The sequence below is a fragment of the Methylobacterium nonmethylotrophicum genome (assembly GCF_004745635.1).
GTDB lineage: Bacteria > Pseudomonadota > Alphaproteobacteria > Rhizobiales > Beijerinckiaceae > Methylobacterium > Methylobacterium nonmethylotrophicum.
The window spans coordinates 48943-66437 of sequence record NZ_SRLB01000036.1 but is presented as its reverse complement, the minus strand read 5'-3'; the positions used below and the strand labels follow the sequence as shown (position 1 = coordinate 66437).

General features: G+C 66.4%; 18 protein-coding genes and 1 pseudogene. 14 read left to right on the top strand and 5 right to left on the bottom strand.

Translation table 11 applies throughout. The features are described from left to right. The first annotated feature begins 224 nt into the window (after positions 1–224). Positions 225–860, top strand: coding sequence for a LysE family translocator (locus EU555_RS30695; RefSeq protein ID WP_135419125.1), 636 nt, complete (start codon positions 225–227; stop codon positions 858–860). Positions 861–943: 83 nt separating this feature from the next. On the opposite strand, the gene EU555_RS30690 is transcribed toward EU555_RS30695, so the two are convergent. Beyond that, a complete protein-coding gene (locus tag EU555_RS30690) occupies positions 944–2356 on the bottom strand; it encodes an amidase (RefSeq protein ID WP_135419124.1) in 1413 nt (470 codons plus the stop codon). Between the two features lie 133 nt (positions 2357–2489). Between EU555_RS30690 and EU555_RS30685 the strand changes: the two genes are divergently transcribed. Together EU555_RS30685 and EU555_RS30680 are read left to right on the top strand one after the other, a co-directional pair. Further along, complete coding sequence (locus EU555_RS30685; protein ID WP_135419133.1) at positions 2490–3062, top strand: TetR/AcrR family transcriptional regulator; 573 nt, start codon at positions 2490–2492, stop codon at positions 3060–3062. A 145-nt stretch (positions 3063–3207) separates the two neighbouring features. Then, positions 3208–3540 (top strand): DHCW motif cupin fold protein, encoded by a 333-nt coding sequence (locus EU555_RS30680; protein ID WP_135419123.1) that lies wholly within the window; start codon positions 3208–3210, stop codon positions 3538–3540. Positions 3541–3640: 100 nt separating this feature from the next. Here the strand turns inward: EU555_RS30680 and EU555_RS30675 are convergent, their stop codons facing one another. The 3 genes and pseudogenes from EU555_RS30675 to EU555_RS30665 all read right to left on the bottom strand — a co-directional run. Next, positions 3641–4042 (bottom strand): nuclear transport factor 2 family protein, encoded by a 402-nt coding sequence (locus EU555_RS30675; protein WP_135419122.1) that lies wholly within the window; start codon positions 4040–4042, stop codon positions 3641–3643. Between the two features lie 66 nt (positions 4043–4108). Beyond that, positions 4109–4843, bottom strand: coding sequence for an SDR family oxidoreductase (locus tag EU555_RS30670; protein ID WP_135419132.1), 735 nt, complete (start codon positions 4841–4843; stop codon positions 4109–4111). 78 nt (positions 4844–4921) lie between these two features. Next, positions 4922–5620: pseudogene (locus EU555_RS30665) on the bottom strand (SDR family oxidoreductase); the annotation flags it as partial. Between the two features lie 103 nt (positions 5621–5723). Here EU555_RS30665 and EU555_RS30660 point away from each other — a divergent pair. The 9 genes from EU555_RS30660 to EU555_RS30620 all read left to right on the top strand — a co-directional run bounded on the left by EU555_RS30660 (position 5724) and on the right by EU555_RS30620 (position 15502). Then, positions 5724–6683 (top strand): LysR family transcriptional regulator, encoded by a 960-nt coding sequence (locus tag EU555_RS30660; RefSeq protein ID WP_135419131.1) that lies wholly within the window; start codon positions 5724–5726, stop codon positions 6681–6683. Between the two features lie 162 nt (positions 6684–6845). Next, the gene (locus EU555_RS30655) at positions 6846–7499 is read left to right on the top strand and encodes a cysteine hydrolase family protein (protein WP_245524577.1); all 654 of its coding nucleotides are present in this window, start codon (positions 6846–6848) and stop codon (positions 7497–7499) included. Between the two features lie 239 nt (positions 7500–7738). Next, positions 7739–7984 carry a hypothetical protein gene (locus EU555_RS30650; protein ID WP_135419121.1) on the top strand — a complete coding sequence of 82 codons (246 nt, stop codon included), beginning with the start codon at positions 7739–7741 and terminating at the stop codon, positions 7982–7984. After that, entirely contained in the window at positions 7981–9045 is a 1065-nt protein-coding gene (locus EU555_RS30645) for a single-stranded-DNA-specific exonuclease RecJ family protein (RefSeq protein ID WP_135419120.1), read from the top strand. The genes EU555_RS30650 and EU555_RS30645 overlap by 4 nt, the downstream gene beginning before the upstream one ends. 301 nt (positions 9046–9346) lie before the next feature. Continuing rightward, complete coding sequence (locus EU555_RS30640; RefSeq protein WP_135419119.1) at positions 9347–9835, top strand: DNA polymerase ligase N-terminal domain-containing protein; 489 nt, start codon at positions 9347–9349, stop codon at positions 9833–9835. 337 nt (positions 9836–10172) lie between these two features. After that, a complete protein-coding gene (locus EU555_RS30635; protein WP_135419118.1) occupies positions 10173–11888 on the top strand; it encodes an HlyD family secretion protein in 1716 nt (571 codons plus the stop codon). A 62-nt stretch (positions 11889–11950) separates the two neighbouring features. Further along, positions 11951–13147 carry a hypothetical protein gene (locus tag EU555_RS30630; RefSeq protein WP_425375169.1) on the top strand — a complete coding sequence of 399 codons (1197 nt, stop codon included), beginning with the start codon at positions 11951–11953 and terminating at the stop codon, positions 13145–13147. A gap of 8 nt (positions 13148–13155) precedes the next feature. Further along, entirely contained in the window at positions 13156–15126 is a 1971-nt protein-coding gene (locus EU555_RS30625) for a glycosyltransferase family 2 protein (RefSeq protein WP_135419117.1), read from the top strand. A 103-nt stretch (positions 15127–15229) separates the two neighbouring features. Further along, positions 15230–15502 carry a hypothetical protein gene (locus EU555_RS30620; protein WP_135419116.1) on the top strand — a complete coding sequence of 91 codons (273 nt, stop codon included), beginning with the start codon at positions 15230–15232 and terminating at the stop codon, positions 15500–15502. A 236-nt stretch (positions 15503–15738) separates the two neighbouring features. On the opposite strand, the gene EU555_RS30615 is transcribed toward EU555_RS30620, so the two are convergent. Beyond that, positions 15739–16496, bottom strand: a protein-coding gene (locus EU555_RS30615) for an IS5 family transposase (RefSeq protein ID WP_135419115.1) whose coding sequence is annotated in 2 segments (ribosomal slippage) — positions 15739–16166 and positions 16166–16496 — 759 coding nt in all. Because the reading frame shifts where the segments join, the coding sequence is not laid out codon by codon here. A 241-nt stretch (positions 16497–16737) separates the two neighbouring features. Here EU555_RS30615 and EU555_RS30610 point away from each other — a divergent pair. Both EU555_RS30610 and EU555_RS30605 read left to right on the top strand, forming a co-directional pair. Continuing rightward, on the top strand, positions 16738–17127 hold the full coding sequence (locus tag EU555_RS30610; RefSeq protein ID WP_135419114.1) for a DUF4268 domain-containing protein: 390 nt from the start codon (positions 16738–16740) through the stop codon (positions 17125–17127). Between the two features lie 64 nt (positions 17128–17191). Next, positions 17192–17482: a hypothetical protein gene (locus EU555_RS30605; RefSeq protein ID WP_135419113.1), complete on the top strand. Its 291-nt coding sequence runs from the start codon at positions 17192–17194 to the stop codon at positions 17480–17482. Positions 17483–17495 lie beyond the last annotated feature (13 nt).

Below are 17495 nucleotides of genomic sequence, written 5' to 3'. Positions count from 1 at the left end.
CGTTCCCATCACGTCCGTCCTCCGTCGGCTCAAAGCCATACTTCAGGCCGGACCACTCCGCTGGGGGCTGACCAGTTCTGGGTCTGAGTGGGCGTTAAGCGGCCGATCGTCGTAGCCGCCGCAAAGGTCTGCATCGGGTGGGAAGCGGGTCCGTGCACGCAGCATTTGCAGAGATGCGCAAAATAGGTCAGCAATACTGACCTCTTGCTCGTTGTGGACAACGCATGTTCGACCTGCACTCGTATGCCCTGTTCCTCGCCACGGCTGTGGTGCTCGTCCTCTCGCCGGGACCTGACACGGTGCTGATCCTCTCGCGCACGATCGCCTCCGGCACCAGGGCTGGCCTGATGACGCTCGTGGGGACGCAGGTCGGCAACATCATCCACGCCGTTCTCGCGGGCGTGGGTGTCTCCACCGTCATCCTCTTCTTCCCCATCGCGTTCACGGCCTTGAAGATCGTGGGCGTCTTCTACCTCCTGTATCTCGCCTTCATGGCGTGGCGCGCGCCTGCAACGCTCGATCTTGATCCTGCGCTGCGAGATCAGGCTGGACGTGGTGGGCGCTTCTTCGTCCAGGGACTTGCCAATAATCTGGCCAACCCGAAAATGATTGCGTTCTTCCTGGCCCTATTTCCGCAGTTCGTGCGCCCAGAGGCGGGCTCGCTTGCGCTTCAGAGCTTCGTCCTCGGTTCGACGTTGGCGTTGATGGCCGTGGCCTGGATCGGGTTCGTCGTGGTTGTGGTGGGGCGGTTCAGGGCGGTGGTGGCGTCGAGCACCACCTTCCTGAAAATCGCCAACCGCCTGGCGGCCGTGACCTTCGCTGGGCTCGCTTGCCGGTTGGCGCTTGAGGAGAGCCGTTAGCTCCGCACAAAGGCGAGCGTCCGCAGGCGGCGGAAAGCGGTCATCAGGGCTGCGTCTGGTAGCACTTATTCCTCCCGTCCCGTTCAGATACTCGGACGTGCGTGTCTGACCCCACTCGCAGCTTCGAGGCGGACGGCGATGGTCAGGATCGTGCTCTCCGCGAACGGACGCGTGACCAGTTGCACGCCGATGGGCAGCCCCTCGCCGCTCGTGCCGAATCGCAGAGTCATCGCGGGCAGGCCGGTCAGGTTGAACGGCACCGTCGCGCTCAACATGTGCCGCGCGGACACCGTCTTGCCGGCAATGACGAACTCGGCAAGTCCGTGCGGCGGCGCAGGGATTGGCGTCACCGGGCAGAGCAGCGCGTCGTATTTCTCGAAGTAGGCGGTGAAGGCGTCCTTCAGTCGTTCCACCGCCTGATGCGCCCGCACGTAGGCGTCCGACGCGATGTCGGCCCCCCGGAGCACCGCCTCGCCAGTCCTGAAGAGAGGTTCGGACCGGCCCGCCATGACGCGCTGGAACTCCGGCTTGACCTCTGCGCCGAACAACACCCCCGACAGCCCGACCCCGTCGCTCTCCTCCAGCACCGGGATGTGGACACGCTCCACGGCGCAATCGAGGTCCCGCAGAGCGTGCGCGGCCGCCTCCACCGTCGCGGCCACTTCCGACGCGATCGGGCCAAAGCCGGGCTCCGTGAGCCACCCGACTCGGATCGGGCGACCGGGACTGGCGGCGATACCCATGTCGAGTTCGCGCGTATAAGCGGCGTAGCCGTCAATCCCGTCCGGCCCGGCCATGACGTGATAGCCGAGCGCTACATCGCGCACGCTGCGCGCCATCGGGCCGACGTGCCAGAAGCGGCGTGGCACCTGCGGCCAATGCCCGGTGAGGGGGATGCGCCCGTGGGTTGGTTTAAGGGCGGCGATGCCGGTGTGGGCGGAGGGTCCCCGCACCGAGATACCGACATCACTGCCGATGCCGATCGGCGACATTCCCGCGGCGATGGCCGCCGACTCGCCCCCGCTCGAACCGCCGGGCGTGCGCGCGAGGTCCCAGGGATTGTTCGTGCGGCCAGTGAGCAGGTTGTCGGTCTCGGTCCAGTAGCCGAACTCGGGCAAGTTGGTCTTGGCCAGCAGGATGGCCCCGGCCAGCTTGAACCGGGCGACGGCGGTGGCGTCCGCCCGCGGGGTCCGGCCCGCGAAAACGGGCGAGCCGCGCTGGGTCGGCACATCGGCGGTGTCGAGGGAGTCCTTGACGGTGAAGGGCACACCGTGGAGCGGACCGAGTTCGGCCCCCGCAATCACCGCGGCCTCCGCCTCCTCAGCGGCGGCGAGCGCCCGTTCGGCAGTCAGAGTAACGACGGCGTTGATTCTCGGATTGACCGTGGCGATGCGGTCGAGGTGCGCCTGGACGACCTCGACGGGCGAAACCTCCTTCGCCCGTATGAGGGCGGCCAGTTCCGTTGCGTCGGCATCGGTCAGGTTTCGAGCGACCATGGGCATCTCCACAAAAAGCCCGAATGATGGGCAGCCACGCGCCCGCCCAATTTGTCTATCTACCAGTTGATAGATTGCCTTGTCGCCCGCGGCCGTCAATGGCTATCTGCCGCTGGCGGGCTGGGGAGTAGGGATGGCGGATAGACGAGAGGCAATCTTGGCCGCTGCGCGCACGACGGCACAGGCCCACGGCTACGCTGGGCTCAACTTCCGCGACCTCGGGGCTGCGGTCGGGATCACGAGTGCCAGCATCCACTACCATTTTCCCAGCAAGGCCGCCCTTGGTGCAGCCGTGGCCCGGCGATACTGGCAGGACTCGAAGGCCCGGCTAGACGCGTTGTGGGCGGGGAGTGAAGATCCGCTGGCCTGCCTTGCCGAGTATCCCGGCCTGTTCCGCAGGGCGCTCGAGGATGGAAACCGGATGTGCCTGTGCGGCTTCATGGCCGCCGAGCACGATGACCTCCCTGATGAAGTCCGGGCGGAAGTCCGCGCTTTCGCGGATGTTCAGATCGCGTGGTTGGCGCGGGTGTTGCTCGCCGCAGGGGCCGGCCAGAACCCCGCCGCAATCGAGCAGAAAGCGCGCGCCATCTTCGCGGCGGTCGGTGGCGCGCAAGTGATGGCGCGGTCGCGCGCGGACATCAGCGTCTACGACGACATCATCGCGGGCTACCGGGCAAGCGGCCTTCTGCCCGCTTACCCGCGATGAATGACCTAAAGCAGACCTTCTGGGTCGTGAAGGGTGGAAAGCGGACGCAGCGCATATGGTGTTGCGGGCAATTAACAGCCTGAGCATACGGTAAGGTGGCATGTCACGATCAACCCCTCGCAGTAGCGACAACTAGGACCGTCCCATGAAACTACCCCCTATACCTTATACATCTGTCCATTGGGACGCCTTACCTGCAACAGAGTACCGGGGAGAAGCTGGAACGGCGCTATGGCGGACGCTCAACAACGGTGACGTGAGAATGCGCGTAGTCGAACTCTCACCGGGTTATCTGGCCGACCATTGGTGCGATCGTGGCCACATCGTCTACGTGCTTGAGGGAGAGGTGACGAGTGAACTGAAAGATGGTCGCAGCTTCATCATGAAACAGGGCATGGGCTACACGGTGTCGGACTTTGGCGATGCGGCACATCGATCGTGGACGAAGGATGGTGCCCGGCTCTTTATCGTGGACTAGGGTTCGAGGTCCGAGAAGGGCCGACGGCTGCCGTTGGTGCTCGACAGTCAGTCCGGCGGCCACGGCATCCTGAACCCGTGGCTTTCGTGCGGTATCGGTCTCAGGCTACCGGCTGATTGAGCAGCACCCAGAGGCGCACAATCCTGTCATCCACGACCTCGGCCACGTCCGCTCCAGTGACTGCGATGGGTCCGCCGTCCGGACCCGCCTGCCACTGCAGCGAACCCAGTCCGTGATGCCCTGCGGCGGTGCCGACGGGTGTGAACCGGAAGGTCGGTCCGAACTGCTCCAGCAGGTTGCCGGCGATCATGGAGATGGCGGACCGCCCCTCAACGACGTTGGTTGGTTCGAACATGACCGGCTCGGCCACGTAGAGCTCGTCCAGTGCAACGGCCCGCTTGCCAGCATCGCGCTCGTTGAAGATGCGTTCAAGGTTGGCCCGCAGTAAGCGGTCGTAGTCGGGTTCCGGCGCCTGTGGGGCGGCATGCGTGAGCTCGGACATACTAATCTCCTTCGGTGCAGGTGGGTCGCATCGGGAACAGAAAAGGGGTCGGTCCAGCGTCCTTCATCAAGCCAGGTAGCCGCCATCGGCGGTCAAGGCGGCCCCAGCGATGAAGCCAGCCTCTGGGCCGCTCAGAAAGGCCGCAAGCGCCGCGATTTCGGTGTCCCGCCCCATGCGCCCGAGCGCGATCAGCGGGGTGAGCATGGTCTCCATGCCGGCCGACATCTCGCTCGCGACCGGACCTGGCTGGATGGTGTCGACGGTGATGCCTCGGGGACCAAGGTCGCGAGCCAATCCGCGGGTCAGGGAGGCAACGGCCGCCTTGGTCATGCTGTAGACGGTTGTGCCCGGAAAGCCGCTGCGCTCAGCCCCGACGCTGCCGACTGAGATGATCCGTCCGCCCTCCCGCATGTGGCGCGCGGCCTCCTGGGCGGCGACGAACACGGCCCGAATGTTGACCGCGACCTGTCGGTCGAAGTCGGCCAGTTCGATGTCTTCGATCGCGCCGGGAACGAGGATGCCGGCGTTGTTGACGAGGATGTCGAGCCGGCCGAATTGCTCAACGGTGGCCTGCACTGCCTCACGGACGGCGACCGGGTCGCCGCTGTCCGCCTTCAGGGCAGTCACCGAGGCTCCCGAAGACGCAAGGTCCGCTGCAAGGGCCTCGGCGCGATCCGCCGAGGCTGCGTAGGTGAAGGCGACGGCGGCGCCTTCCAGGCTCAGGCGGCGCACGATGGCGGCCCCGATGCCGCGAGACCCACCCGTGACCAGGGCGACTTTACCGGTGAGAGACTGCTTCATGTGGAATTCCTTCAAGGCTCGTATCGCAAGACGGGTCTCGTCGGGCGCAGGCGACCAGACGAGGCGGGCGCCGCCATCGACGTGCAGGGTCTCGCCGTTCATGAAGCCATTGCTCATCAGGAAGACGACCGCCGCTCCCGCCTCGTCGGCTGTGCCGAGGCGCCGCTGTGGCAGCTTCTCGGTCAGCGCGGCGACGTAGGCGTCCCGGTGGGCGCCCAGCGTGCGGGCGAGGAGCGGCGTGTCGGTCGTGCCGGGCGACAGGGTGTTGACCCGCACCGGCGCCATCTCCAGGGCGAGACCGCGGGCGAAGGCCTCCATCGCGGCCGAAGCGGCGGCGAGCACCGCGGTGCCCTGAGCGCTGGGGCGGTCGGCCAGGGCACCCGAGATGAAGGTGACTGATCCGTCCTTCGCCATACGGTCGCCGAGGGCGCGCAGGGTGTGGACGGCGGCCCAGATGCGCTCGTCGAAGGCCCGCTTCAGGTAATCGACCTCGGCCTCCAAAACCTTGCCGGCCACGAAGGTGCCCGCGAGCAGCACGAGGTGGTCGACGTGGGGAATGTCGGTCAGCGCCGCCGCGATGGTCTCCGGCTGGGTCACGTCCGCGGCGCGCCAGCCGGTGAAGCCGTTCTCCGCCGCGACGCGCTCGGCGCCATCGGCGTTGAAGCCGACCACGATGACCTGAGCGCCCGCTGCCTTGGCTTGCTGGGCGGCAGCGAGGCCGATGCCGGAGGTGCCGCCGAAGATGACGATGGTGCGGCCCTGGAGGTTGCTGCTCATGACGAAGATCCTTCCCGGCGGCGCTACGGCGCCCATGGGAAGAAGAATGGCCGGTCTCCCAGCGCTTGATAATCAGGCCTGTCTTCGCTTCAATCATGCCGTCATGGAACAGATCGGTCTCGACCGCCTCACCGGCATCATCGCCTTCGCGCGTTCCGCCTCGCTCGGCAGCTACACGGCCGCCGCGCGCTCCCTCGGCATCTCGCCTTCCGCGGTCAGCAAGAGCGTGCAGCGGCTGGAGGAGCGGCTGGGCCTGAGCCTGTTCACTCGCACCACGCGCTCGCTCACCCTGACGCCGGAAGGTCGCGACCTGCATGAGCGTGCGCTGCGCCTCCTGCGCGAGGCCGAGGAGATCGAGCAGGCTGCGGTGGCGGCACGCTCAGAGCCTGCCGGCACCGTGAAGGTGACGGCGCCGTTCCCCATCGGCGTGCACCTGCTTGCCCCGGCCCTGCCGCGGTTCCGCGAGCGCTACCCGCGCCTGTCCGTCGACCTGCGCCTGGGCGACCGCTTCGCCGACATCATCGAGGAGGGGATCGACGTCGCGATCCGCGTGGGTGAACTCGCCGACTCCCGCTTGGTCTCCCGGCGCCTCGCGCCGCACTGGCTCTGCGCTTTCGCCTCGCCGACCTACCTGGAGCGTCGCGGGACGCCGCTGCATCCGGATGACTTGGTCCACCACGACTGCGTGAACTTCCGCTTCCAGAGCACGGGCCAGGCCCTGCGTTGGCCGTTTCGGATCGGCGAGCGCACGGTCGAACTCGCGCCGAACGCCGGCATTGTCACGGATTTCAGCGACGCCGTGGCGGCGGTCCTGGTGGCCGGCGGCGGCATTGGCATCTCGCCAGTCTACATCGCAGCCCCATACGTCGATCGGGGCGCGTTGGTGCCGGTCCTTCAAAACTTCGCCGTTGAGCGTTCCGTTGTCACGGCGCTATGGCCGGAGAGCCGGCGCGGCAACCCGAACGTGAAAGCCTTTCTGGCTTTCCTCAACGAGGTGTTCCCGACCCCGACACCCTGGGACAGGTTGCTATCCGCAAACCCCAGAGGCGCGAGGACCATTTGATAGGTCACGCCAAGTTGCCGTGATGGTCGCCCGAACGGCGTTCACCTCCTGCCTTGAAGCAGACCTTCCAAGGAGGTCAGGCTGATGGTCCGGAAGGGGTGGGGAGGGGACGTTTGCCAGAAGGCGAAGTTCTGGCAGGATTACGTCTTTTCAGGAGGCGCCATGACAATCATGCATCGCGGGTTCGAGATCGGCCGAACCGTCCAAGATTTCTGCCGGCCAGATCGCATGGCCCTTGTCGTCTACGACATGCAGGTAGGCATCATCTCTCAGCTTAAGCACGGTCCGGATATTGTCGAGCGAGTAGCAGGCGTGCTGGATGCTGCGCGCCAGAACAGCTTTCGCATCATTTTCATGCGACACCTCTCCATGCCGCGTGAACTGATGGGAGCATCTCAGTTCCGCCAAGCCATGGCTTGGCAGCGCATCGAAGATCCCGATTCTGTGCGGCCATGGTTCCTGCGCGGAACACCGGGGGTAGAGATCGTGCCGGAACTGGCGCCACGCGAGAGCGAGGCAGTGTTGGACAAGATCACGTTCTCAGCTTTTGAAGGAACACCGCTGGCGATGATTTTGCGCGACTGTGGTCTGACGGCTTTTGCGATCTGTGGCGTGGCGACCGAAATCGGAATCGATCCCACGGTCCGACATGGAGCTGACCTTGGTCTTGTGCCAATCGTCATCGCAGATGCTTGCGGGGCCGGGCACCAGGAAGCGGGCGCGCGCGCGATGGAGAACATCGCCTTCATGGGCGACGCCCTCGTCACCGATAGCGCCCATATCGTCAATATAATGAGCGGTATCGAACAAGTATGATCAGTGATTTGACGGCATCACGGAATATGACGATATCAAAGATGCCATCCTAAGCTCGAAAATCAATAAGCTTGACCGTGCGAAGGACTGCAAAACATCGATACCAGTCCCTCGCATGATCAAGCTGGCTGGGTTTGAACCCTAGCTAGGAGGCGAGTAGATCCGTCCGAGAGGGCACCGCAGCACCTGAAGCGGCATGTGCATGGAGAACCGCGGGCGGGGCCGAGTGTTGCCCCGGCATGACTGACACGCAGCCCCCCTCCGATCCGACCATTCAGGCCCGCCGGCGCGAGATCGTCGCCGAGCATCTGCTTTTCACCAACCTTCGCTTCCTCGCCGAGCCACACCCGGAGCTGCTCTACGCTCGCGACGCCAGCGTCGACCATCTCGGCGATCCAGGCGGCGGCGCGATGCAGGACGACGAGGCCGTGCGCGAGATCGTTCGCCGCTTCATCGACAGCCTCCGCGCCGAAGCACGCACATGACCGCCCGGACCGGGTTCACCGAGACCTTGGCGCGGTTCGGCCCAGGCACCCCTGTGGTGCTCTGCCACGACGACGCCGACGGCCTGTCGGCTGGTGCCCTCTTCGCCCGCGCCCTCGCGCAGACTTCCCATGGCCCGGCGCAGGTGCGGGTGATCGGGCGCGGCGAGAGCGCCTGGTCCGACGCGATCCGAGCCGAGCTCACCAGCGGGCCTCCGGTCGCGGGCCTGATCGTCACCGATCTCGGCGTGCAGGCCGAACCGGTCCTGACCGGGATCCCGACCGTCATCGTCGACCATCACGTCCCGCGCAGCCTTCCGGCGCCCGAGGTCGCGGCCGTGATCTCAGGCCTCAACGAGGATCCGATCCCGACCTCGAGCCTGCTGGCGCATCGCTGCGCGGCCGTCCTGCTCGACAAGGCGGGTGCCGATGCGCTGATCTGGCTCGCCGCCCTCGGGGCGGTGGGCGACCTCGGCGAACGCGGGGCCCCGGCGCGGTTCCCGGAGGTGATGGCCGGGGCACGGCGCTTCGGCACGCTGAAGTCCTTGCGCGAGGCGGTGAGCCTGATTAACGCCCCACGTCGCGCGAGCCGGGGCGACGCCTCGCCGGCCTTACGCCTGCTGCTGCGGGCGGACGGGCTGGACGCTGTCGTCTCCGATGCCTCACCCGACGGCGAGGCGCTGCGGCAGGCTCGCGCCGAGGTGAAGGAGGCGCTCGACGACTCCCGCAAGGTGCCGCCGCTCTTCGCCGGCCCGGTCGCGCTGATCCGCTGCGACTCGCCCTGCCAGATTCACCCGCTCGTCGCCCAGTCATGGACCCATCGCCTGCGCCGGCAAGCCGTGATCGGCGCCAATGCGGGGTTTCGCGAGGGCTTCGTCCACTTCGCCGCCCGCAGCGCCACGGTGCCGGACCTGATCGCCTTCCTGCAGGATCGTGCCCCGCCGCTCGGCCCCGACGACCAGTTCGCGCAAGGCCACCGGCGCGCCACGGGCGGTCAGGTGACGCGGGAGACCTGGAACCACTTCGCCGCCGAGCTCGGTTTCGGATCAGAGGCGATGGTATAACCTCGTGCAGCGGATTCTGAGCACGGACCCCGGTCGGTAAGGAGCGAAGTCCTAGAAAATCCGGCTCCCGTCGTGAGGGGTGCCTTATGTGCTCATGACGTCCCTGGCCCGACCCTTGGCGGGTGCGATCCTTAGCGCTCGATGAGTTTCGGAGGCACGAACAGTTCGCTCTGCTCGAGCGGGTGAGCGAAGCTTCGGTCGTGGTGCTGTGCTGGGGCAACTGCTGGACCGTTCGACCGTTGCGCCTGCATGGGCCGCCCCGACGGGATGGCGCCGCCGGACCGGATCGATCGCCACCCGCATGCCGTCCTTCGTCGTCCAGAAGCACGCCGCCCGCCGGCTCCACTACGACTTCCGGCTCGAGGTCGGAGGCGTGCTGAAGAGCTGGGCGGTGACCCGGGGTCCGAGCCTGGTCGCCGGCGAGAGGCGGCTCGCCATCGAGGTCGAGGACCACTCCTTGAGCTATGGCAGCTTCGAGGGCGTGATCTCGGCCGGGTCCTACGGTGCGGGTGCGGTGCTCCTGTGGGATCGTGGCACCTGGGAGCCGGACGGCGATCCGGTTGCCGGTCTCGCTGCCGGGTCGCTTCGATTTCGCCTCCAGGGCGCGAAGCTGACCGGCGGCTGGCGCCTCACCCGCATGCTGCCTCGCGGACGACAGGTCTCCTGGCTCCTCATCAAGGCGTCCGACGCAGCGGCCCGCCCGCGCGGCGCCCCCGACATCCTGGAGGAGTGCCCGCTCTCCGTCGTCTCTGGCCGCACGATCGAAGCCCTGGCCGCGGACGCGCCGTGAGTGATGCCACGCGACAGCGACGGAGCATCAGACGCCTAAAAATTTCGTAAATTTTTTCGGAACGGTTTTTGCTGCACCGCCGTTCTTAGCCGTTCTGCACTGCAAAAGGCGGTGAGGGTGAAGAACGAGGCCTGCATAGAAGGTCGGCCTCGTCACGTGGGCACGAGGCAACCAACCTAAGTTATAAAGGCGAAAACGCGCAAAAATGTCGCAAGTTGCGATCTTCTCCATAAGCTATTAAAGCTATTCCCCATCAGGTCGGCGCTCTAGCCAAGCGTCTAGTCCGACAAAATCAGCAACATAACACACTAGATAGTTGTGCGAGTCGGATTGATGCGTGCGATCGACGGTCTTTGTCCTGCTGTATTGGCGGATGAACTCGGCGTGTTTTGTCGGGCAGCGATGCTCGTCGATTTTCAGATGCGAGATGAGCACCATGAAACCTGCTTCACCAACCTCGGCCTCCTCTTCCGCACCGCAGCAAGGTCAGAAGCCGGGCCACACCCGCATGGTGCGCCTCTCGGCCTACTCGGTCGCGACGGTGCTCGCCCTGCTGATGACTACAGCGACGCTACCGCCACTCCTGGCCGACCAGTCCGACCGTGCGGTGATCAACGCTCCGATCAGCCTGCTGACAGCGCCGATCGCCGGCGAGATGACGCGCGTCTCCGCGTCGATCGGCCAGACGCTGCGGCCAGGCGAGACCGTGGCTCAGATCCACAACGCCCGGGTCGACCGGACCACCCTGATCGCCCTCGACAGCAAGGTCGAGGAGCTGCGCGGGTCGCTGCTCGCCGCGCGGCAGAAGAAGGATTCCGACAACGCCTACGTCGCGGCTCTCGACTTGGAGATCCGCCGTCAGATCGAGCAGATGCTGGCCAAGCTCGACGGTGAGGTCGCAGAAGCTCGGGCCCGCCTCGCCGCGGCCGATGCCGAGGGGCAGTCGACGCAGGCGGTCGTGCGACGTCAGCAGGACATGGTGGAACGCAACAATGCGAGCATCGACCTGCTCCGTCCGACCCAGCACAAGCTGGAGGCGGCCCGTTTCGAGAAAGACGCGGAAGCCGCCAAGCTCACCCAGAAGCTGGCCGAACTCGGAGCGTTGAAGAAGAACGTCTTCGTCGGCAACCAGTCGAACAGCCTCGCGGTGCTCACGCAGAAGCGGCGCGATCTCGCCTTTGACGCCCAGCGCCTCGCCATCGAGGAAACGCAGCTCGCCGCGAGCCTGACGTCGCTGCAGGGGCTGCAGGCGTCAGAGCGCATGCGTCTCGACAGCCTCACCGACGCGCGGATGCAGGCAGCGAATGGCGGTGTGGTCCTCAGCCTCGGGGCGGCGCAGGGGCGCCATGTCAGCCCCGGCGATTCCGTTGCGACGCTCGTCGATTGCGAGCAGGCCTTCGCGGTCGGCATCTTCTCCTACCGGCAGGCGCAGGACCTCGCGGTCGGAACGACGGTTCGGATCTCGGCGGCCGGCACGACGATCCCGCAGCGGGGCTGGGTCAGCGAGATCCTGCCGAAGACCAGCGACAGGACCGACCAGCAATACGCGGTGCCGTTCCCGCAGACCGAGCGGCGCGAGATGTATGTCCTCGTAAGCCTCGACCCGACCTCCGCGCCCGCCGTCGAAGCGGCAGAGATCTCGGGCCCGGCCGCTGCCGATGTGCCACAGGCCGCGCGCCGCACAACGCCCTGCTCGGTCGGGCAGTGGGTGACGATCACCCGGGAGAACGGCTGGATTCCCTCGGCCTCGGTGGCCTGGAAGGCGGTGGCGTCCGGCTTCACGGGGCCCGACGCGAAAGCTGCCTGGGGCGTGCTGGCCTCCAGTGCCACACGTGCGGCACAGACGGCCTCCGATCTCGCCGTGCGCGGCGCGACGTCGCCGGAAGCCAGGCAGGTCTGGGGCACCGTCTCGGGTGGTGTCGCTCAGGCGGCCGACGCCGTCTCGCATGGGGTCAGGCGGCTAACCGCCAAGGTCTCCAACCCGCAGCCTAAAGGTGCAGGTTCGGCGCAGGCCGCGCCTGTCCGACAGCACAGCACCGAGAACACTCATTGATCGGTGCGCTGTCGCGCCTGACCATCGCCCTGTCCCTCACCCTGAGCGCGGGTGCTATGGCGATGGAGGGTCGGCCCAGGGGGCCAGACGCGCAGGGCGCGTTCACCCGCTCCCTCTGCGACGCCCTTGGACGGGCCGTGGATGCGGCCGGGGCGGGACCGGTCTTCGTGGCGAGCTACGGGCCGGGTCCGACCGAGGCGGACTTGCCCGATCCGCTGCGCCGCTCGGCCTTCACCTACGACAATGCCCTGGCGGCGATCGCCCTGCAGGCCTGCGGCGACCTCCCGCGTGCCCGCCGCATCGGGGACGCTCTGCTGCACGCCCTTGGACACGATCGGACCTTCGGCGACGGCCGGATCCGCAACGCCTATCGGGCCGGGCCGGTCGGGGAGGGGACGGCTCTCCTCCCTGGCTGGTGGGACGCTCGGCAGAACCTGTGGGCCGAGGACGGCTACCAGGACGGGACCGCGACCGGCAACGTCGCCTGGGCCGCCCTGGCGCTCCTGAACCTCGACGGGAGCGCCCCGAGCGCGGGCTACCGCGCGGGGGCTCGGCGCATGCTGGGCTGGATCACCGCCAACGCGACGGATGCGCGCGCGCCAGAGGGCTTCTCGGGCGGGCGCGACGGGTTCGACCCTGCGCAGACGGTCCTCGCCTGGAAATCCACCGAGCATAACCTCGATGTGCATGCGGTAGCGGCTTGGCTCCATCGTCTCGAGGGTCGGCCGGAGGATGCCCGCACCGCTGCGACCGCACGTCGATTCCTCGATGCCGTCTTCGCCTCCGGTCCCGGCGCGTTCCGCCTCGGCACGACGCCGGAAGGCCGGCTTCAGCCGACCGACCACGTCGCCCTCGACACGCAACTCTGGCCACTAATCGGGGTCGCGGCCGCGCCTGCGACATGGCGGCGGTCGCTCGCCTATGCCGAGGCCCATCTCGCCACAGCGGGAGGGTTCGACTTCAACGAGGACCGCGATGGCCTCTGGGTCGAGGGCACGGCCCAAGCCGCGCTGGCCTACCGGGTCCTCGGCCGGCCCGAGGAGGCGGATCGCCTCCTCAGCACGATCGCCCGGCAGGTCTCCCCCTCCGGTTTGCTCTTCGCCACCGACGTGCCGAGCCTCTCGACCGGCATCCCGATAGGCCCGGCGAGTCAGCAGGCCGACTTCTTCTACTTCCGGCGGCCGCATCTCGGCGCCACGGCCTGGGGCGTTCTCGCCGCCACCGGCTGGAACCCCTTCACCGGGAACAGGGTGGAGTAACCGCACCGATGTTCGAAGCACCCCAGGACGTCTCGGCGGTCCTCACCACCGATCTCGGCATCCTTATTGGCCTCCTCGTCATGGCGGGGCTGCTCGACCGCGCGAGCGCGGCCGCGCGCGCCCTGTTTGGCGCTACCCTCTCGGTCTTTATCCTCTGCTATGCGGCCTGGCGCTGGCACGACACGCTGCCGCGCTTCGAGCTCAGCCCCGAGCGGATCTGGCCCTACATCTTCTTCCTCTTCGAGACGATCGCCATCGCCTACACGCTGATGTCCACGATCATCCTGCTTCGGTTCAAGAACCGGTCGCACGAGGCCGACCGGGAGGAGGCGCGCCTCGGGGCAAGCGGCGAGTGGCCGGCCGTCGACATCTTCATCTGCACCTACAACGAGCCCCAGGACGTGGTCGAGAAGTCGATCGTCCCAGCTCTGGCGGTGGATTACCCCAATGCGACCGTCTGGGTCTGCGACGATACTCGCCGCGACTGGCTGCGGGCCTACTGCGACGAAGTCGGCGCCCGCTACATCACGCGACCCGACAACAAGGGCGCCAAGGCCGGCAACCTCAACAACGCGCTGGCCCTGACGGCACGGCACACGAACGCGCCGATCATCCTCGTCCTCGACGCGGATTTCGCCGTGGCGCCCAACATCCTGCGGCGCACTGTCGGCCTGTTCCACGACGAGCGGGCGGCCGTGGTGCAGACACCCCAGTTCTTCTTCAACGCCGACCCGATCCAGCACAATCTCATGGCGGCAGAGGCCTGGGTCGACGACCAGCGCATCTTCTTCGACGTGTTCCAGCCGGCCAAGGATGCCTGGGGCTGCGCGTTCTGCGTCGGCACGTCGTTCCTCGTCCGCCGCGACCGGGTCACCGAGATGGGCGGCTTCCCGCACGATGCCATCTGCGAGGACATCAACCTCACCTACTCGCTCATGCGCCACGGCTACCAGACCCACTGGCTCAACGAGCGCCTCAGCGCCGGCCTCTCGGCCGAGGGCCTGCCGGAATACATCACGCAACGCACCCGCTGGTGTCTCGGCACGATGCAGGTGGCGCTGCTGAAGGACGGGCCGTTCCGCTCGCCGCACTACACGCTGATGCAGCGCCTGCACTACCTGCATGGGGTCATGAACTGGTTGTGCAAGCCGTTCATCGTGCTGATGCTGGTCGCGCCGTCGATCTACTGGTTCTTCGGCATGCCGGCCTTCTACGCCGATTACCTGTCGTTCCTGCGCTACGGCGTGCCGGCCCTGCTGGCGCTCTGGATCTACAGCGGCTGGGTCTCGGGTCAGCGAACCTTGCCGCTGTTCATGGAGGTGACCCACATCATGACGGCCCTGCCAATCACCTTCACGCTGGCCTCGGCAGCCGTCCGGCCCTTCGGCCGCCCGTTCAAGGTCACCGATAAGGGAGGCGACCGGTCGATCTCGACCGTGCGCTGGCGGATGGCGGCTGGCTTTGGCGGCATCGCACTGATGTCAGCCTCCGCGATCCTCTGGTCGTTCATCTCGCCGAGTGCCGCGACCGAGATCTCGCCCCTCGACTACTTCAACCTCGTATGGGCCGGGATCGCGATGCTGCTCACCTTCGTGGCCTTCCTGGTCTGCTTCGAGCGGCCCCGCGGCGCCGAGGAGTTCCGCATCGAGGAGCCCGTCCGCGTGCGCGCCGCCGGCCTTACCTACGACGCCGTGCTGGCGCGCCTCGGCCTGGAGACCGCCCTCCTGCGGATCGACGCGGGGCGGCCTGGCTCGACCGGGGATCCGGTCGACGTGCGGATCGAGGGGGTGGGCTGGGTCCCCGCCCGTCTCACCGACGTCTCGCTGGACGTGCAGGCGCTCGCGCTCGCGCCGGACCCGCGGCAGCGGCACGCCCTGATCCTGCGCCTGTTCACCCAGGCGGTGGACCCGATCGCGCGCACGGCAAACCTCGCAGTGGCATTGCGCAGCTTAGCGGCGCGATGCTTTCGGGCAGCGTGATGCCCTATTGCGTGCGGTCGTGCCTTAACGAAATGCGGCCAGCCCTTGAGCGCAAACTGCGACATCTCCTTCCACATGGTCCCGGCTCTGTCGGTCACGCGCCATGTGCCGACGCCCCTTTGTTGGGCCGGTCGCACTGATCCGCTGCGACTCGTCCTGCCAGACCCGCGCCCTCGTCGCCCAGTTCTGGACCCATCGCCTGCGCCGGCAAGTCGTGATCGGCGCCAATGCGGGCTGTCGCGCGGGCTTCATCCACTTCGGCGCGCGCAGCGCCAGCGTGCCGGATCTGATCGCCTTCCTGCTGGAGCGCGCCCGCCGCTCCGCCCCGATGACCAGTTCGCGGAAGGCCACCGGCGCGCCACGGGCGGGCAGGTGACGCCGGAGACCTGGAACCGCTTCGTCGCCGGGCTCGATATTGATTTGGGGCGATGGTGTGACGTTGTGCAGCCGATCCTAAGCACGGACCCGGGTCAGTAAGGAGAAAAGTCCTAGAAGATCTGGCCCTCGTCGTGAGAGATGTCTTCTGTGTTCATGATGCCCCTGGCCCAGCCCTTGGCGGGTGTCGTCCTTGGCATGTCCGAAATCTTCGGGAACGCTAGGGTCAGGACTCAATCAGCACCAGAATGCGATGATGGCGGCCAGAGCGAGAGCGGAGGCGAAGTTGCGAGCGAGCTGGTCGTAGCGGGTGGCGATGCGGCGGAAGTCCTTGAGGCGGCAGAACACCGCTTCGACCCGCCAGCGATCGCGATAGCGCCGCTTGTCGAGGCGAACCTTGCGCTTGCGGGCACGGGTGCCAGGGATGACCACGCTGATGCCCTGCTGGCGCAGGTCCTGGCGCAGCCAGTCGGCATCGTAGCCCTTGTCGGCGATCAGCCGGCGCACCGGGCCGGGCGCCTGGGCCAGCACGGCGGGCGCGGTCTTCACGTCGCTGGCGTTGCCGGGGGTGAGATGGATGACGCCTGGGCGGCCGATCACGTCGGTGAGAACATGGATCTTGGTGGTCGGTCCCGCCCGCGAGGGGCCGATCACCTGGTCGCGCGCCCCCCCTTTCCGCCGTGGGCGGCGCGCTGGGCTTTGACGTAGGTGGCGTCGAGGGCGGCGGCTTCCCCGGACCACCCGGCTTTGGCGAGAGCCGCCAGCATGTCAGTCCAGAAGCGGCGGCGCGACCATCTGTTGAAGCGGTTGTAGACGGTGGTCGGAGGACCGTACTCGCTTGGGCAGTCCTTCCAGCGGCAGCCGGACTTGATGACGTGCAGGATGCCCGACAGGATGGTGCTGTCGTCCTTGCGATGAGCGCCGGGCTGATTGGTGGGCATGAACGGTGCGATCGCCTGCCACTGCTCGTCAGACAGCCAGAACAGCTCTGCCATAGCCTCCTCCATCTGGGAGGTGCCTGGAATCACATTTCACTTACCGTTGCAATACCTTGAACGGGTTTTGACCCTAACGAACAAGGCTCTTGATGAGGTCGAAGGCGCGGCAGCGGAAAAAGATAGATATGCTCTTCGCCGTGAATTCTGGGCGAGATTGATCAAAAAGATGAACTCGGTCTCTACACTCTTTACCTCGGTCAGCGCCACGAAACAAAGCTGACTTGGCACATCGTCAGGCGTGCGCGGACTTAGCTTGAATTTCGTGGCTACACAATCCTTCGGCCGCGTCGAGTTCTATATCGACCGCCAAAGCAAGACTATAAATGAAGCGATCTACGATGACATCCTCTTACAACGGGATCTAATAGAAGATAATTTTGGCCAAGCGCTCGAGTGGCAGCGATTAGAAGCGAAGCGCGCTTGCTGCATCAAATACGAGATTGCAGGAGACGTCTTCGATCGCGAGCAATGGCCTCAACTAATCGAATCATTGAGTGATTATATGTCTCGTCTTGAGAGGGCTTTAGAGAAGATATTGAAGCGAATCAACGACAAAATTAAATCTGGCCAATTCACCTCTACAGAGGATAACATTAAGGCAGGCGATGACGAGTCGCTTGTCGAGTGATCGCCTGGGGCACAGATGGCTCACAGGATGTGAGCCAGGCTGAATGAGCCACCGTATGAACTGCATGCGGCTGTTCGAGGCCGGACCGTTCCATGCCGGGTTCGGCATGATCGTAGAGCGGCAAGAGGATCTGGTCGCGTTCTGCACGCAGGCCCCCGCCCGCGACTACCGCTTGCCCATCCGCTACTCGCTGGCAGCCGCGCTCTACGCCGACGATATCGAGGCGCGGAGCATGACCGTCATCGAGGGCGTGGACGTGCCCGAGGCCGTCGTCGAAGCCCTGATGCGGCAAGCCAACCTGCCAGAGGGCACGCCCGTCGTCCGGTTGCGCGAGAGCCGCCGGCTGGCCAGGTAAGGCAGGGTCGGCA

Coding starts and splice junctions, on each gene's coding strand:
- EU555_RS30695 (WP_135419125.1), top strand. CDS start 225: ATGTTCGACCTGCACTCGTATGCCCTGTTCCTCGCCACGGCTGTGGTG.
- EU555_RS30690 (WP_135419124.1), bottom strand. CDS start 2,356: ATGGTCGCTCGAAACCTGACCGATGCCGACGCAACGGAACTGGCCGCC.
- EU555_RS30685 (WP_135419133.1), top strand. CDS start 2,490: ATGGCGGATAGACGAGAGGCAATCTTGGCCGCTGCGCGCACGACGGCA.
- EU555_RS30680 (WP_135419123.1), top strand. CDS start 3,208: ATGAAACTACCCCCTATACCTTATACATCTGTCCATTGGGACGCCTTA.
- EU555_RS30675 (WP_135419122.1), bottom strand. CDS start 4,042: ATGTCCGAGCTCACGCATGCCGCCCCACAGGCGCCGGAACCCGACTAC.
- EU555_RS30670 (WP_135419132.1), bottom strand. CDS start 4,843: ATGAAGCAGTCTCTCACCGGTAAAGTCGCCCTGGTCACGGGTGGGTCT.
- EU555_RS30660 (WP_135419131.1), top strand. CDS start 5,724: ATGGAACAGATCGGTCTCGACCGCCTCACCGGCATCATCGCCTTCGCG.
- EU555_RS30655 (WP_245524577.1), top strand. CDS start 6,846: ATGACAATCATGCATCGCGGGTTCGAGATCGGCCGAACCGTCCAAGAT.
- EU555_RS30650 (WP_135419121.1), top strand. CDS start 7,739: ATGACTGACACGCAGCCCCCCTCCGATCCGACCATTCAGGCCCGCCGG.
- EU555_RS30645 (WP_135419120.1), top strand. CDS start 7,981: ATGACCGCCCGGACCGGGTTCACCGAGACCTTGGCGCGGTTCGGCCCA.
- EU555_RS30640 (WP_135419119.1), top strand. CDS start 9,347: ATGCCGTCCTTCGTCGTCCAGAAGCACGCCGCCCGCCGGCTCCACTAC.
- EU555_RS30630 (WP_425375169.1), top strand. CDS start 11,951: ATGGAGGGTCGGCCCAGGGGGCCAGACGCGCAGGGCGCGTTCACCCGC.
- EU555_RS30625 (WP_135419117.1), top strand. CDS start 13,156: ATGTTCGAAGCACCCCAGGACGTCTCGGCGGTCCTCACCACCGATCTC.
- EU555_RS30620 (WP_135419116.1), top strand. CDS start 15,230: ATGTGCCGACGCCCCTTTGTTGGGCCGGTCGCACTGATCCGCTGCGAC.
- EU555_RS30605 (WP_135419113.1), top strand. CDS start 17,192: ATGCGGCTGTTCGAGGCCGGACCGTTCCATGCCGGGTTCGGCATGATC.